This is a genomic window from Rhizobium sp. C1 (genome assembly GCF_021026335.1).
Lineage (GTDB): Bacteria > Pseudomonadota > Alphaproteobacteria > Rhizobiales > Rhizobiaceae > Ensifer_A.
In genome coordinates, this window is sequence record NZ_JAJNCY010000005.1 from 165,019 (window position 1) to 178,956 (window position 13,938).

15 protein-coding genes and 2 riboswitches are annotated in these 13,938 nt (G+C 62.3%); of the genes, 4 read left to right on the forward strand and 11 right to left on the reverse strand.

Annotated features, from left to right (window positions below; all coding sequences use genetic code 11):
* Positions 1–6 precede the first annotated feature (6 nt).
* The 4 genes from LQK83_RS12775 to LQK83_RS12790 all read right to left on the reverse strand — a co-directional run bounded on the left by LQK83_RS12775 (position 7) and on the right by LQK83_RS12790 (position 3,608).
* Positions 7–825, reverse strand: a complete 819-nt coding sequence (locus tag LQK83_RS12775; RefSeq protein ID WP_230837784.1) for an urea amidolyase associated protein UAAP1 — start codon at positions 823–825, stop codon at positions 7–9.
* 38 nt (positions 826–863) lie between these two features.
* On the reverse strand, positions 864–1,649 hold the full coding sequence (locus LQK83_RS12780) for an ABC transporter ATP-binding protein (protein ID WP_230837785.1): 786 nt from the start codon (positions 1,647–1,649) through the stop codon (positions 864–866).
* Entirely contained in the window at positions 1,646–2,464 is an 819-nt protein-coding gene (locus LQK83_RS12785) for an ABC transporter permease (protein ID WP_230837786.1), read from the reverse strand. The genes LQK83_RS12780 and LQK83_RS12785 overlap by 4 nt, the downstream gene beginning before the upstream one ends.
* A gap of 70 nt (positions 2,465–2,534) precedes the next feature.
* Positions 2,535–3,608, reverse strand: a complete 1,074-nt coding sequence (locus LQK83_RS12790; protein WP_230837787.1) for a putative urea ABC transporter substrate-binding protein — start codon at positions 3,606–3,608, stop codon at positions 2,535–2,537.
* A 72-nt stretch (positions 3,609–3,680) separates the two neighbouring features.
* Positions 3,681–3,792: riboswitch (guanidine-I (ykkC/yxkD leader) on the reverse strand.
* A gap of 200 nt (positions 3,793–3,992) precedes the next feature.
* On the opposite strand from LQK83_RS12790, the gene LQK83_RS12795 reads away from it, so the two are divergent.
* Positions 3,993–4,526: a lipocalin family protein gene (locus LQK83_RS12795; RefSeq protein WP_230837788.1), complete on the forward strand. Its 534-nt coding sequence runs from the start codon at positions 3,993–3,995 to the stop codon at positions 4,524–4,526.
* A gap of 54 nt (positions 4,527–4,580) precedes the next feature.
* Here the strand turns inward: LQK83_RS12795 and LQK83_RS12800 are convergent, their stop codons facing one another.
* Positions 4,581–5,282: an SDR family NAD(P)-dependent oxidoreductase gene (locus LQK83_RS12800; RefSeq protein ID WP_230837789.1), complete on the reverse strand. Its 702-nt coding sequence runs from the start codon at positions 5,280–5,282 to the stop codon at positions 4,581–4,583.
* 118 nt (positions 5,283–5,400) lie between these two features.
* On the opposite strand from LQK83_RS12800, the gene LQK83_RS12805 reads away from it, so the two are divergent.
* Positions 5,401–6,678, forward strand: a complete 1,278-nt coding sequence (locus LQK83_RS12805; RefSeq protein ID WP_230837790.1) for a DUF2254 domain-containing protein — start codon at positions 5,401–5,403, stop codon at positions 6,676–6,678.
* Positions 6,679–6,727: 49 nt separating this feature from the next.
* A riboswitch (Fluoride riboswitch) is annotated at positions 6,728–6,802 on the forward strand.
* A gap of 95 nt (positions 6,803–6,897) precedes the next feature.
* Positions 6,898–7,284: a fluoride efflux transporter CrcB gene (gene crcB, locus LQK83_RS12810; protein ID WP_230837791.1), complete on the forward strand. Its 387-nt coding sequence runs from the start codon at positions 6,898–6,900 to the stop codon at positions 7,282–7,284.
* Positions 7,285–7,347: 63 nt separating this feature from the next.
* On the opposite strand, the gene LQK83_RS12815 is transcribed toward crcB, so the two are convergent.
* From LQK83_RS12815 to LQK83_RS12840, 6 genes are all read right to left on the reverse strand, one after another.
* Positions 7,348–7,728, reverse strand: a complete 381-nt coding sequence (locus LQK83_RS12815; protein WP_230837792.1) for a hypothetical protein — start codon at positions 7,726–7,728, stop codon at positions 7,348–7,350.
* Entirely contained in the window at positions 7,725–9,092 is a 1,368-nt protein-coding gene (gene accC, locus LQK83_RS12820) for an acetyl-CoA carboxylase biotin carboxylase subunit (protein WP_230837793.1), read from the reverse strand. Before accC ends, LQK83_RS12815 begins: the two co-directional genes overlap by 4 nt.
* A gap of 2 nt (positions 9,093–9,094) precedes the next feature.
* On the reverse strand, positions 9,095–9,523 hold the full coding sequence (locus LQK83_RS12825) for an acetyl-CoA carboxylase biotin carboxyl carrier protein (RefSeq protein ID WP_230837794.1): 429 nt from the start codon (positions 9,521–9,523) through the stop codon (positions 9,095–9,097).
* Between the two features lie 7 nt (positions 9,524–9,530).
* Complete coding sequence (locus LQK83_RS12830) at positions 9,531–10,490, reverse strand: biotin-dependent carboxyltransferase family protein (protein ID WP_230837795.1); 960 nt, start codon at positions 10,488–10,490, stop codon at positions 9,531–9,533.
* Positions 10,487–11,146, reverse strand: coding sequence for a 5-oxoprolinase subunit PxpB (gene pxpB / locus LQK83_RS12835; protein ID WP_230837796.1), 660 nt, complete (start codon positions 11,144–11,146; stop codon positions 10,487–10,489). The genes LQK83_RS12830 and pxpB overlap by 4 nt, the downstream gene beginning before the upstream one ends.
* Before the next feature lie 326 nt (positions 11,147–11,472).
* Positions 11,473–12,645 carry a fumarylacetoacetate hydrolase family protein gene (locus tag LQK83_RS12840; RefSeq protein WP_230837797.1) on the reverse strand — a complete coding sequence of 391 codons (1,173 nt, stop codon included), beginning with the start codon at positions 12,643–12,645 and terminating at the stop codon, positions 11,473–11,475.
* A 290-nt stretch (positions 12,646–12,935) separates the two neighbouring features.
* Between LQK83_RS12840 and ytfQ the strand changes: the two genes are divergently transcribed.
* Positions 12,936–13,907 (forward strand): galactofuranose ABC transporter, galactofuranose-binding protein YtfQ, encoded by a 972-nt coding sequence (gene ytfQ, locus LQK83_RS12845; protein ID WP_230837798.1) that lies wholly within the window; start codon positions 12,936–12,938, stop codon positions 13,905–13,907.
* Positions 13,908–13,938 lie beyond the last annotated feature (31 nt).

A 13,938-nucleotide genomic window follows, 5' to 3' on the forward strand; every position in this document is an offset into this window, starting at 1 on the left:
TCCCCCTCAAAGCGCTGCAAAGGCATTGTTTTCGAAGCCGCGCACGGCTTCGGCCGTGGCAGTGCGGCAGAGGTCGTCTGCAGCCGGTTCAGTCGCGGCAATGCGGGTGACCGTGACCGGGTTCGAGGCGTAGACGGGGTTCGGGTCGAGCGGATGCGGAGCGTTGGAAAAGGCCACCTGCATGTCCATTTCGGCCCGGAGTTCGATATAGTCTCCGCCGTTCAGGAGATCGGCATTCCAGAAAAACTGGCCGTCCGCGTCCACGCGCACCGGCGCGAAGAGCGAGAGGGCAGCCGGAATGTCGCGCTTGTCGAGGCCGAGCTTGGTCGCAGCGATCACCAGATTGTCCCGCGTGTTTCGGGCGTAAGGCACGTCGTATTTCGCGGACACCGAGGCCAGCGTCGAGCCGCCCACGAGGCAATCATGCGCGCCGGACGTATCCTCGACGATCGAGAACATGACGCGGCCCATGTCGGAGAAGATCACGCGACCCTTGGAGAGGCCGGTGGTCCATTGCAGCTTCACCGTATCGGGCAGGTTAAGGCGCTCGGTGCGATCAGCCGCATTCCAGGCGACGAGTGCGACAGTCGTGAATCCGTGATCGAGGCTGACGCGCAGCACTTCATTTTTCTTCACGCTGGTCCACCAGTACCAGCCGCCGGGAATGACCTCCCGGTGCACAACGCTTTCGGCGGCAATGTCCGCGGCCGGCAGCTGGCTCTTGCCCGGCAGGGATTTGGGAGCAAATTCCAGCCCCTTCTTCTGGTGCTCTTCATAACGCGCGCGGTTGGCGGCGATTTCTTCGGCAGAACGTCGGATATGCATGTTCGCACTCCTCATCAAGTTAGGCCAGGTCGTCCCGGCTATTGACCTTTTTGAACCGGGCCGTCCCGGTCTGGTCGAATGAGAGATGGCTCTCCGGCCCGGCGCGGCGGCCAGATCGGAATGTCGCGGCTGATGGTTGCCCCGTAGCGCAGCTTTTCCTCGGGCCGGTCGCGCAGCCGCTCGAAAGCGACGACGCGGGTGGCGAGCGTGAAGGCCTCGCGCATGTCATGCGTCACCATCACAACCGTCATCGGGTTTTCATGCCAGAGCCGTTTCATCAGCGTGTGGATTTCAGCGCGGATGCCGGGGTCGAGCGCCCCGAAGGGCTCGTCCAGCAGCAACACTTTCGGCTTCATGATCAGCGCCTGCGCCAGCGCCAGCCGCTGCTGCATGCCGCCGGACAACTGGGCGGGATATTTGTCGAGCGCATGGGACAGGCCGACTTCGGCAATGAGCGCCTTCGCCTCCTCGATCGCCGCCTTGCGGGCGGCACCGAACAGCCGGCCGGAATAGCGCGCGGCCGTCATCTCCTTTCCGATCAGAACATTGCCGAGCACGGTCAGATGCGGAAACACCGAATAACGCTGGAAGACGACGCCGCGATCCGGCCCCGGCTCCGGCGGCAGCGGTGTGCCGTCCAGAAGGATCGTGCCGCGAGTCGCCTGTTCCTGTCCCAGCAGCATGCGCAGAAACGTGGTCTTGCCGCAGCCGGAAGGGCCGACGAGGGCCACAAAGGCGCGGTCTTCGATCTCGATGGAGATGTCTTCCAGAACGATCTGGTCGCCATATTCCTTCCAGACCTTGTCGATGGTGATGGCGCTCATGTGTTCTTCTCCAGTTCGGACCAGGGGAAGATGCCGATGCGCAGGCGGTTCAGAATGTAATCTGTGCCCACGGCCAGAAGCGTGATCCACAGCACGTAGGGGAAGATCACATCCATCGCGAGATAGCGGCGGACGAGAAAGATGCGATAACCGAGACCGGCTTCGGACGAGATGGCCTCCGCTGCGATCAGGAAGAGCCAGGCCGGGCCGATCTGCAGGCGCAGCGTATCGATGAGGCGCGGCAGGATCTGCGGCAGCACGACACGCAGCGCGATCTGCCAGGAGGAACCGCCCAGCGTTTCCGCCTTGATGATCTGCTCGCGCGGGAGTTCGATGGCCTTCAACGCCAGGTCGCGGATCATGATCGGCGTCACGCCGATGGCAATGAGCGCGATCTTGGAGGCTTCACCAAGCCCCATGACGATGAAGAGAATCGGCAGCAGCGCGAGTGGCGGCACCATCGAGACGGCGGCAACGAAGGGGGCCAGCAGCGCCCGCATCGTCGGCAGCATGCCGATCAGCATGCCGATGACGAGCGCGATGGCGACCGCGATGCCGATGCCGGAAAAGAGCCGCGTCAGGCTTGCGGCCGTATCGGCCCAGAGCAGGATCTGCCCCGAACGGCCGTCCGGTACGAAGGCCATACGGTTGATGGCGTCGACGAAAGACGACAGTCCCGGCAGCAGCTTGTCATTGGCATTGTCGGCCAGCCGCGCCGCCGAACCGGCCACATAGGCCGCCAGCACGATCAGAAACGGCGCGACGGCCAGCGTCAGCCGCATCCCGCTCGACGGTCTCACATTGATCCAGCGCATGGCTGTCTCCGTTCGCGAAAGGTGGGAAGGCCCGCCGGGCGATAGCGCCCGGCGGTGACCGGACCGTTGATCAGAGCGCGCCCTTGGCGGCGGCGTCCATGTAGGTCGTCGCAAAGCGCAGCTTCACATTGCCCTTGTCGCCGAGCACCGTGCCGTCGGGCATTTCAATGCCGATGACATCGGCCGAGGGCGCGCCATTGCCCAGAAGCCCCTTGGAGAACAGGAAGGTGCGGACATGGTCCATCGTCTTCGGTAGCTCCGGCGAATTGGTAAAGGCCAGCGCATCGGCCGGCTTGTCGAAGAGCTTGGTGGCGGCCATCTGGGCTTCGAAACCCTTAAGATCCGTGCCGGAGGCCTGACCCATCGCCGTGCGCGCGGCCTTGCCCTCGTCGCTGTCGGCGGTCATCAGCTTCATCGTGTCATACCAGATGCCGGCCAGCGCCTTGCCGAAATCGGGATTGTCCTTCAGCGTGGCCGAGTTCGCGACCATAAGGTCGATGATTTCGCCGGGGATCTTGGAGCTGTCGAAGACCTTCTTGGCATCCGGCTCTTGCATGATCGTCGAGACCAGCGGGTTCCAGGTCACGACGGCGGTCACATCCTTGGTCTTGTAGGCTGCAACCATATCGGCGTCGGAGGTGTTGACGACCTTCACGTCCTTCTCGGTCATCCCGGCGCTTTCAAGCGCGCGGACAAGCAGATATTCCGAAACGGAGAATTCGACGAGATTGACGTTCTGGCCCTTGATGTCCGCGAGCTTGTCCTTGTTCTTCAGGATGATCGCGTCATTGCCGTTGGAGAAGTCGCCGACGATGACGGCGGTCGTGTCAACGCCGCCGGCGGCCGGAATGGAAAGGCCGTCCATGTTGGTGAGCGTCACCGCGTCAAAGGCGCCGGCCGTATACTGGTTCATGGATTCGACATAGTCGTTGAACTGCGTGACATCGATCTTGATGCCGTATTTGTCGGCCCATTTCTTCACGATGCCATGATCGGCCGCATAGCCCCAGGGCATCCAGCCGACATAGATCGACCAGGCAACCTTGAATTCCTTCTTCGGCGCAGCTTCCGCGCTGCCGATGGCGGGCAGAAGAAGCGAAGCGGCGATGGCTGTGATGGAAAGGAATTTCTTGAAAGTCTGCATTGGCATTCCCCTTTTGTTGTTTGCAAAAAGGGATCGGCAATGACCAGCGCCGCCAATCCCTTGGCTAACGAGGTCTCCCGGGCTTTTGTCCCGCCGTGCACCCGGCGGGATGTCTCCCCACGCCGGTGGCTGCTCTCGGACCAGACACGCCTCAGATGGCGTCGGAACCCTAGCGTCCAAACTCGACCATGAAGAAGCAATCACCGTGCCAGACTGTTAAATGTTTTAAAAACAAAGGCTTGGTCATTTGGAGCCCACAGGCCTGCACTCTTAACTGCCCATTACGCGGGCAATTGAGAGAATATGCGCAATTTAAAGGCAGATCCTCGGCCGTGATCCGGCTTCGCAGGGCGGCCGTAGATTGTGCAAACGGAGGATTTCGACATGACCCCATGGACACACCTGCCTGTTGCCGCCATGCTCCTGACCGCCGGGCTCGGCGTCGCCACAGCCCCCGCACATGCCGAACCGAAGGTCGTTTCGGTCGGCCGCGATCATTATACCGGTACATGGCTGGAAATTGCCCGCACACCGATGCGCATCACTGATGGCTGCGTGGCGGGCTATACCACCTACAAGCCCTCCGCGAGCCGGGACATTTACCGCATCGAGGACGGCTGCCGCATGGGATCGCCGAAAGGCGAACTCAGGACCATTGACGGTATCGGCAAGCTCGAAGACGCGGGTACCACGAATGCCAAGCTCACTGTCCGCTATCTCGGCGGCTTCGTGACGTTCAAATACTGGGTTCTATACAAGTCGCCCGATCGGAGCTGGTTCATCAGTGCTGATCCGCAGATGAAGAACCTGTGGATCTATGCCCGCAAGGCGCCCTCGAAAAAGGAATTGGCGGTCATGGTCGCGAAGGCGAAGTCGCTCGGCTATGACGTCAGCAAGCTGGAATATCCGGAGCCCTGATCGTGAAGTGAAGCGGTTTGTGCGGGCACAAGGACGTTTACCCTGTGCCGGACCTTACCACTCTACGACGGAACCGTCATAGGCGAAGAAGCCGCCGGTTTTTTCCGGCGGCAGACCATCCAGAACGGCAAGCAGATTCCCTGCGGCTTCGGGCGGCGCAACACTCACATGAGTGCCGCGATAGCCGACGGAAAGGCCCGTTTCGACCGTGCCCGGATGAAGTACTGCGACAACCGCCAGGGGCCTGCTGCGTGCTATTTCGATGGCAGCTGTGCGGATAATCTGGTTCTGCGCCGCCTTGGCGGCGCGATAGGATATCCAGCCGCCCAGATGATTGTCTCCGATCGAGCCGACGCGCGCGGAAAGCGAGGCGAAAACGGCCCGGCGGTTACGTGGCATCAGGCCCCCGAAATGCTTCAGGATCAGGGCAGGTCCGACCGCATTGAGTGCGAATTGGCGCAACATCGCCTGCGGATCGATGCTTTTCAGAGCCTTTTCCGGCCCGACACCGTCAATCGTCAGCGCGCCGGTGGCATTGAAAACGAGATCGAGCCCATCGACTTCCGAAGCGATGTCCTGAGCCGCTTCGGCCACAGACGCCTCGTCCGTCACATCGAAACCGGGCGTGTCGCGCCGCGACAGCCGGAGGACAGCGCCACAGCGCGGGTCGGCCTGCAGCGCCTGCGTGATCGCGCCGCCGATCCCCCCGGATGCGCCGATGACCAGCGCGTTGTAACCGTCTTTCAGAGAATTCATCTGAGCCATGCCTTTTATACGGCCGCGTACCGCTCACGGATTTCAGCGCGCACCTTGCGAAGGCCTTGCTTTCGAAACGGTTTCCCAAGGATAATACAGTCATGACGGGCAGCGAGGCATGATGAACTTCAGAGTGTGGAACCTATACAAGGCCTGGCGCCAAAAAATATGGCTGCGCGTTGTTGCCATTGCCTGCCTTTCTGTCCTTTCCGTCGTCGTAGCGCAGCTGCTCGCGCCCTATGTCCCGGAACTGGTCGCGTTCAAGGCGGGCTCCGAAGCCGTGTCGCAAATTCTTGAAATCCTGGCTTCATCGATGCTTGCGGTCACAACCTTCTCGCTTTCCATCGCCGTAACGGGCTTCGGGACGGCGGCGGCAACGGCAACACCCCGCGCCACCGCGTTGCTTCAGGAAGACACCACGACGCAGAATGTGCTTGCAACCTTCATCGGCGCCTTTCTCTTCAGCCTGCTGGGGCTCATTGCGCTCAACGCCCAGCTCTACAGTGCGTCGGGCAAGGTGGTGCTCTATCTCTTCACCATCGCCGTCGTTCTGCTTGTCGTCGTCGCGCTGATCCGCTGGATCGGCCACCTGATGAGCTTCGGGCGGATGGACAACACGCTGGACCGCGTCGAGACGGCCGCCAGCAATGCGCTCGCGGCGCGATTGGCCAATCCCTATCTCGGCGGACGCGTGCTGAATGGGTCCCTGCCGGCGGACTGCATTGAAATTCCCTCGCGTATCACGGGCTATGTCGAGCATGTCGACATGCCGGCTCTTCAATCCATCGCCGAAGCGGTGGACGGGGAGGTCTATGTTCTGGACATACCCGGTTCCTTCGTGGTGGAGCGCGGGCCGATTGCCTATCTGCGTGCCGAGAGCCTTTCCGACGAGGATGCGGAGCGTCTGCAGCAGGCTTTTGCAATCGGCCCGCAACGCGCCTTCGACGCCGATCCACGCTTCGGGCTCATCGTCTTGTCCGAAATCGCCTCGCGTGCGCTGTCGCCAGCTGTCAATGATCCGGGAACCGCCATCAGCGTGCTGGGACGGCTTGTGCGGATCCTGGCGGATTGGAACACGCGCGCCCGTGTCGAGCCCGACTATCCTCTGGTCCATGTCAGTCCGATCAGGCCTGAGGAAGCCATCGAGGATGCGTTCAGGCCGATTGCGCGGGACGGCGCAGCAATGATCGAGGTTCAGGTCAGGCTCCAGAAGGCGCTGGCTGCGCTCCGGCAATCCGTGCCGGATGCGTTCAACACCCCGTGTACGCACCTTGCAGGCTATGCGCTTTCCCTGGCCGTCGAAGCCGGCTTGCCAGATGCGGAAATCGCGCTTCTTCGCGGTCTTTCTCAAGCCAAAACCATACCAGGAACAGGCGACACGAACATGTCAGTGTAACCGAGTGAACACCAGCGGATTGCAACGGCGCTGCGCTTGCACTACAGAACAAGTGGATGGGAATGGGGCTTCCCGAGAACCGCCGGTCTTTGAAAAGGGCGCGGCTGATAGCTCCTGCCGAATGCGGAACAGGCGAAAGCTCTCCGCGATGGCGGGAGCATGTCTTGACCTTCCCGCAATCGCAAGGCTTTCGTTCTTTTAACGAAAGGACTTTTATTCATGAACTATCTGATCGTCTTCATCGGCGCCGGCATCGGCGGCGTACTCCGGCAGGGCGTCAATGTCGCAACCCTGAAGTGGCTTGGCCCGAATTTCCCCTGGGGAACACTCTGCGTCAACATTGTCGGCAGTCTCGTCATGGGTCTGATTGCGGAATACTGGGCGCTGAAGTCCGGCCTGCCGCAATCGGCACGTCTGTTCCTCACCACCGGCATTCTCGGTGGCTTCACGACCTTTTCGACCTTCTCGCTCGACACTGCGACGATTTTCGAACGTGGCGAGACCTGGCTCGCCACCGGCTATGCCATCGCCTCCGTCGTTCTTTCGGTGGGCGCGCTTTTTCTCGGTCTGGCGATTGTCCGCAATCTGGTCACCGTTCAGGGTTGATTGCAGATCGACAAATGGCTTGAGCGCGACAGCGTACGCGCTCGGCACTTCGCCGGGAATGGCCTATTCGTACTCGAAGACGGTCTCGCCATAGCCCACAAGATCGCCGGGCTTCACCGGCTTGGCAGAGACACGCCCCGCCTTCTCCGCCTCGATAGCAAAGCGGATCTCGCCAAGCTCGAGGAAGCCCACGACCTGGTGTTCAGAAACACGGTCGCCTGACCGGACTGGCGGAACCGTATCGGCAAAGACGCCGAAATAGCGGGTGCGTATCGCGTTCTTCGCCTTCACCGGCAGGGCCACCGCTGTAGCCGGCGCGACAGGCTTGTGCGGACGGTTGACGATGACCTTCAACCGTCCGCCCTGCCCGATCGCGCATTCGAGTTCGGCAAGACCGCGCGATTTGGCAAGCGCGACGGCGCGTTCGATTTCGTCGAGCGTCATGCTCCGCCCTCCGGCTTCATTGCCCCCGAGGCAATCAGCGCCTCCAGATGATGAATGTCGAACCCGCCCTGTCGGAAGCCGGGATCGTTCATCAGCCGCCGCTGCAGCGGAATGTTCGTCGTCAGCCCGCCGATCTCGTATTCGGCCAGCGCCACCTTCATCCGGATCAAGGCCTCCTCGCGGGTGTCGCCGTAAGCGATGAGTTTCGCCACGAGCGAATCGTAATGCGGCGGCACCTCGTAGCCGTCATAGAGATGCGTATCGAGCCGGATGCCCGGGCCGCCCGGCGGGCGATGCGTCTCGACCATCCCAGGCGACGGCGTGAAGGCGAAAGAGTCTTCGGCATTGATGCGGCATTCGATGGCGTGGCCGCGCATGGTGATGTCAGCCTGCGTGAAGGAGAGCGGCTCGCCCATCGCAATGCGGATCTGCTCACGCACGATGTCGATGCCCGTCACCATTTCCGTCACCGGATGCTCGACCTGCACGCGCGTGTTCATTTCGATGAAGAAGAACTCGCCGTTCTCGTAGAGGAATTCGAACGTGCCCGCGCCGCGATAGCCCATCTGTTTGCAGGCCGCGACGCAGCGCGCACCGACGCGCTCGATCGCTTCGCGCGGGATGCCCGGCGCGGGTGACTCTTCGATAACCTTCTGGTGCCGGCGCTGCATGGAGCAATCCCGCTCGCCGAGCATGACCGTATTGCCATGGTTGTCGGCGAGGATCTGGATTTCGACATGGCGCGGATGTTCGAGGAACATCTCGATATAGACATCGGGATTGCCGAAGGCGCGCCCCGCCTCCTCGCGCGTCAGCGCAACCGCATCCGCCAACTCCTCCTCGCGACGAACGATGCGCATACCGCGGCCGCCGCCGCCGCCCGAGGCTTTCACGATGACCGGATAGCCGGTCTCGGCGGCGATATGGCGGACACGCCAGTCTTCGTCGGGCAAGGCTCCGCCGGAGCCCGGAACGCAAGGCACACCGGCCGCGCGCATGGCTTCCTTGGCGGCAATCTTGTCGCCCATGGTGCGGATGGCGTCAGCCGGCGGGCCGATGAAGACGAGCCCGGCCTTCTCCACCGCCTCGGCGAAACCGGCATTTTCCGAGAGGAAGCCATAGCCAGGGTGGATTGCCCCTGCCCCGGTCGCCTTGGCTGCGAGCAGGATCGAAGCGATGTTGAGATAGCTGTCGCGCGCGGGTGCCGGGCCGATGCAGAGGCGCTTGTCGGCCAGCTGCACATGACGCAGGTCACGATCGGCTTCCGAATGAATGGCGACCGTCTTCAGACCCAGCGACCGGCAGGCGCGCAGGATGCGCAGCGCGATCTCTCCCCGGTTGGCGATGAGAACCGTATCGAACATGGTCAGTCGCCAATCTCGAACAGCAGCATGCCGCGCACGACCGGCGCGCCATCCTCGACCATGATGGACTGGATGCGGCCCGCGCGATCCGCCTCGATTGGGGTGAGCATCTTCATCGCCTCGATGAGGCCGAGCACCTGCCCCTCCTCGATTATGTCGCCCGGCTTCACATAGGGCTCCGCACCCGGCGCGGGCGAACGGTAGAAGGTGCCGGCCATGCCGGACGTGAGACGATGGAGTGCCGGCTGAGGCGGTGCCGCCACCTCGCCCGCGCCCTTCATCTCGACATGCGCGACTCGCTCCGCCGAGCCCACGGTCTCTTCGTCGCCAAGCGTGATACGCACGGTCTCGCCATTCGCCTCATATTCGAGACCGGCGATCCCGCTCTTTTTCGCCAGTTCGATCAGACGTTCGATGAAGTCGATATCCATGGTGATCCTATCCCGCCAGTGACCGGGCGACCTCGACCGTACGGGCAAGTGCGTCGATCTCATGGCGCTGCTTGCGAAGCGCGGCATTGGCCTCGTCGGGCGTGACTTCGGTGAAGAGAAAGCGGCTGTCCGGTCCCGCTTGTCCGACGATCCAGAGATCGGCTTCGATGATGGTCGCGATCTTCGGATAGCCGCCGCACGTATTGGCATCCGCCAGCTGGATGATCGGCTTGCCGGAAGGCGGAACCTGCACCGTGCCTGGCAAGATGCCATGCGACATCAACTCCAGCCGGCGCTCCAGCTTCAGCTCCGGCCCTTCCAGCCGATAGCCCATGCGATCGGCCTCCTGCGTGACCCGCCAAGCCCAGCGCGAGAAGAGCTTGCGCGCATCGGCGCTGAAGACGGAATGTTCCGCCGCGGGAACGACCCGGACGGGAAGCGGATTGGCAAAATCAAGTGCGGCGAAGGGGTCGAGCGCTGCCCCAAAGGCCCGCATGTATGGCTTGGGCGTCACATTGAGCCGGTCGCCGCGCTTCAGGCCACGGCCCTCAAGCCCGCCATAGCCGGATTTCAGGTCTGTTGCACGAGACCCCAGCACCGGCTCGACATCGATCCCGCCGGCAAAAGTGATGTAGACGCGCGCGCCCTTGTCCGGCGGCGCGATCACCAGCGTCTCACCTTCTGCCGCACTCGCGGCCCAGCGCGCCGGGAGCGGGCGACCGGCGAGTGTCACCGCGCCCTCGGCACCTGTCACCGCGAAGCGTGCAGGCTGGTCGAAGCGCAGACGGAAGGGGAAAATGGCGATCTCCAGCCCGGCGGCGTTCAGGTCATTGCCGAGCAGCGCATTGCCGATCATCAGCGACAGGCGATCCATGGCGCCGCTGCGGCTCACCCCGATGTCGAAGCGTCCGTTGCGGCCGAGATCCTGAACCGAGTTCGCAGCGCCCGTCGTCAGCACCTCGATCATAGCCAGACATCCTCGATGGTGAAGCGGACAATGTCGCCCGGCGCCAATGTCGAGGGTTTGTCGCGATGCGGATCGAAGAGCGCGATGTTCGTGCGGCCTATAATGTGCCAGCCGGACGGCGACGTTTGCGGCATGACAGCCGCCTGCGCCCCACCGACGATCACCGAACCAACGGGGACGGCCAGCCGCGGCGTCGAGCGTCTTGCAATCGCCAGCGCCGGATCGAGACCGGAGAGATAGGGAAAGCCGGGCATCGCGCCGATGGCCGCCACCTGATAGGTGCCGGCGGCATGCCGCTGCGCGGCCTCCAGCGGGGCCAGCCCGCAATGGCGCGCCCACGGCTTGAAGTCCTCGCCATTCTGCCCGCCATAGACGACTGGAATTTCCACTGTCTTACCGCGACGCGGCAGTGGTTGTGCCTTCGCCCAGCGCTCGGTCAACTGCTTGCGCGCCTCTTCAGGGACGATCTCTTCCGGGTTGAACAGGGCGAGAATGTTGTTCATCCCCGGTACCGTTTCGGTGAAACCGGGTGCCGCTTGAAGGTCGGTGGCCAGCGACCAGATGCGCTTCTGGAACTGCTCGTCGAAGCGGCTCGAATTGGATTGCAGGAGCAACGCACTTCCGCCCGAAAAACTGATCGTGATCGGTTCTCGCATGGCGGCTTGGGGCTCCTCTCCGGCGGGTTGGACGCATGAGACTCAAGCGCCCTCCCGTTGCGTCAGGATGGCCCTTTCAGCAAACGAAAACAAGGAAGCGGCGAGGTTATCCCCTGCCCTGCCAAAGCATTCGCACGTTTCCGTTTGCGCGCAGCCGCCCCCTCACCCCGCCTCCGCTAACGCTCGGCGGACCTCTCCCCGGAGGGGCGAGGAAGACCGAGAGGCTGCGGCCTTTCCCTCTTCTCCCCATCGGGGAGAAGGTGGCCCGAAGGGTCGGATGAGGGGGCGCCAAGCCCGGAAACGCTCGCGTTCCTTATGCTGTGCGCTTACAGCCGCTCGATCAGCCCGCGCTCGGCGAGGTTCTTCATCAGCGCCCTGACGCCGAAGGTCCATTCCGGGCAGGCATCCGTGCGGTCGACGATGTTGACGAGACGTCCGAGCCGGGGCGAGGCAATTTCTACCCGGTCGCCGATTTCATGGGTGAAGCCGAGGCCGGGACCGCGCCGGTCCTTGACCGGGGCGAACATGGTTCCGAGAAAGAGCACTGCGCCATCGGGATATTGGTGGTTGCGGTTCAGCATCTGGCTCGCAAGGTTCTGCGGGCTCCGGCTGATAGCCGACATATGGCTGACGCCCGTCATCTCGAACCCATCCTCGCCCGTCACGCTCAGCGAGACGCTCAAGCCTCCAACATCTTCCAGCGTAAAGCCCTTGTCGAATAGGCGGATGAAGGGGCCGAGCGCGCAGGAGGCATTGTTATCTTTCGCCTTGCCGAGCAGCAGCGCCGAGCGGCCCTCGACATCGCGCAGGTTCACGTCATTGCCGAGCGTCACACCGACGATCGTGCCATCCGAGCGGACGGCGAGCACCACTTCGGGCTCCGGATTGTTCCATTCGGAGATCGGATGAATGCCGACCTTGGCGCCGCAGCCGACGGCCGACATGACCTGGGCCTTCGTGAAAATTTCCGCATCCGGACCGATGCCGACTTCGAGATATTGCGACCAGAGCCCCATGTCCCGCAGCAGGGCCTTGACCTTCGCCGCCTGCGGCGATCCGGCGACGACACCCTTCAGGCTTTCCCCCAGAATCGGCGCAAGACGCTTGCGGATTTCCTCAGCGCGGCCGCTATCGCCCTTGGCCTGTTCCTCGATCACACGCTCCAGCATGCTCCCGGCAAAGGTCACGCCTGCGGCCTTGATCGCCTGAAGATCGACCGGGGCCAGCAACTCGCCAGCTTCTCCGTTCAGGAAGGCATCGAGCGGGCCGAGGCCGGGAAGATCGGTGAGGCTTGAGAGCCATGCCGCAATGTCCGGTTTTTCGAGAAGCGACGCGATCGTGGCAACGTGAGCGGAGAGATCGTGCACATGCCCGCCCCGCAGGATGACCGGCGAAGGACCGGCGGCGGCCTTCGACCAGACGCGGCCGACGAGCAGGGCGTCATCCGAATCCTCCGGCGAAATCGTGGCTGCAGTCAGCGACGGGCTCACATGAACCATGAATTCCTCCCGAAATTTTCTCTGGCTTGTGTTTCCGTTCTGGACGATTCAGGCGCTTCGCGCAATCGCCGGCGCCGCGCTGCGCCTGCACAACGCAGGTGCGGGAAGCAGTTGATTCCACTCGATTGAGAATGCATTCCAGCGGCATCCCATACGCGCATTTTCATCTTTTACGTGTATTATATGTTCATAAATACACTTTTTCTGAACATATATTTACATATAATAGTACTTTTGCTAGCGTCTCTTCAGCTACCCGGAGAGAGCGGGTGAGCATTTGGGAGGAAATCATGAAATTCTTGACGAAGCTCGCAGTTGCTGCGGGCGTTGCTGCCCTGTTGTCTTCTGCCGCCTATGCCGACAGCCTGAAGGGCAAGACGATCGGCTTCTCGCAGATCGGTTCCGAATCCGGCTGGCGCGCTGCTGAAACCTCGGTGACGAAGCAGGAAGCCGAAAAGCGCGGCATCAAGCTGAAGTTTGCCGATGCCCAGCAGAAGCAGGAAAACCAGATCAAGGCCATCCGCGGCTTCATCGCCCAAGGCGTCGACGCGATCCTCGTTGCGCCGGTCGTTTCCACGGGTTGGGACGCGGTTCTCGGCGAAGCCAAGGACGCCAAGATCCCGGTCATCCTTCTCGACCGCGGTGTTGACGCTCCGCAGGACCTCTATCTGACCTCGGTTGCTTCCGACCAGGTGAAGGAAGGAAAGGTTGCCGGCGACTGGCTGGTGAAGACCGTTGGCGACAAGAAGTGCAACGTCGTCGAACTGCAGGGCACTGTGGGTTCCACGCCCGCCATCAACCGCAAGAAGGGCTTCGAAGAAGCCATCAAGGGCCACGACAACATCAAGATCGTGCGCAGCCAGACCGGCGACTTCACCCGCTCCAAGGGCAAGGAAGTCATGGAAGGCTTCATCAAGGCGGAAGACGGCGGCAAGAACATCTGCGCCATGTATGCCCATAACGACGACATGGCTGTTGGTGGCATCCAGGCCATCAAGGATGCCGGCCTGAAGCCGGGCAAGGACATTCTCGTCGTCTCCGTTGACGCCGTTCCGGATATCTTCAAGGCCATGATGGCCGGCGAATCCAATGCGACCGTCGAACTCACGCCGAACATGGCCGGCCCCGCATTCGACGCGCTCGACGCCTACTGGACGAGCAAGAAGCAGCCGGAAAAATTCATCATCACGGAATCGAAGCTCTACACGCCGAACGACGATCCGAAGAAGGTGTATGAAGAGAAGAAGGGTCTGGGTTACTGATCCCGGAGTAACCCCAAAGCCATGGTTTCAT

What these genes read in the sequence shown, in the direction of transcription:
- LQK83_RS12780 (WP_230837785.1), bottom strand. Translation starts at nt 1,649, where the DNA reads ATGAGCGCCATCACCATCGACAAGGTCTGGAAGGAATATGGCGACCAG.
- LQK83_RS12815 (WP_230837792.1), bottom strand. Translation starts at nt 7,728, where the DNA reads ATGACGCTCGACGAAATCGAACGCGCCGTCGCGCTTGCCAAATCGCGC.
- pxpB (WP_230837796.1), bottom strand. Translation starts at nt 11,146, where the DNA reads ATGCGAGAACCGATCACGATCAGTTTTTCGGGCGGAAGTGCGTTGCTC.
- LQK83_RS12805 (WP_230837790.1), top strand. Translation starts at nt 5,401, where the DNA reads ATGATGAACTTCAGAGTGTGGAACCTATACAAGGCCTGGCGCCAAAAA.
- LQK83_RS12830 (WP_230837795.1), bottom strand. Translation starts at nt 10,490, where the DNA reads ATGATCGAGGTGCTGACGACGGGCGCTGCGAACTCGGTTCAGGATCTC.
- LQK83_RS12825 (WP_230837794.1), bottom strand. Translation starts at nt 9,523, where the DNA reads ATGGATATCGACTTCATCGAACGTCTGATCGAACTGGCGAAAAAGAGC.
- ytfQ (WP_230837798.1), top strand. Translation starts at nt 12,936, where the DNA reads ATGAAATTCTTGACGAAGCTCGCAGTTGCTGCGGGCGTTGCTGCCCTG.
- LQK83_RS12775 (WP_230837784.1), bottom strand. Translation starts at nt 825, where the DNA reads ATGCATATCCGACGTTCTGCCGAAGAAATCGCCGCCAACCGCGCGCGT.
- LQK83_RS12795 (WP_230837788.1), top strand. Translation starts at nt 3,993, where the DNA reads ATGACCCCATGGACACACCTGCCTGTTGCCGCCATGCTCCTGACCGCC.
- accC (WP_230837793.1), bottom strand. Translation starts at nt 9,092, where the DNA reads ATGTTCGATACGGTTCTCATCGCCAACCGGGGAGAGATCGCGCTGCGC.
- LQK83_RS12840 (WP_230837797.1), bottom strand. Translation starts at nt 12,645, where the DNA reads ATGGTTCATGTGAGCCCGTCGCTGACTGCAGCCACGATTTCGCCGGAG.
- crcB (WP_230837791.1), top strand. Translation starts at nt 6,898, where the DNA reads ATGAACTATCTGATCGTCTTCATCGGCGCCGGCATCGGCGGCGTACTC.
- LQK83_RS12800 (WP_230837789.1), bottom strand. Translation starts at nt 5,282, where the DNA reads ATGAATTCTCTGAAAGACGGTTACAACGCGCTGGTCATCGGCGCATCC.
- LQK83_RS12790 (WP_230837787.1), bottom strand. Translation starts at nt 3,608, where the DNA reads ATGCAGACTTTCAAGAAATTCCTTTCCATCACAGCCATCGCCGCTTCG.
- LQK83_RS12785 (WP_230837786.1), bottom strand. Translation starts at nt 2,464, where the DNA reads ATGCGCTGGATCAATGTGAGACCGTCGAGCGGGATGCGGCTGACGCTG.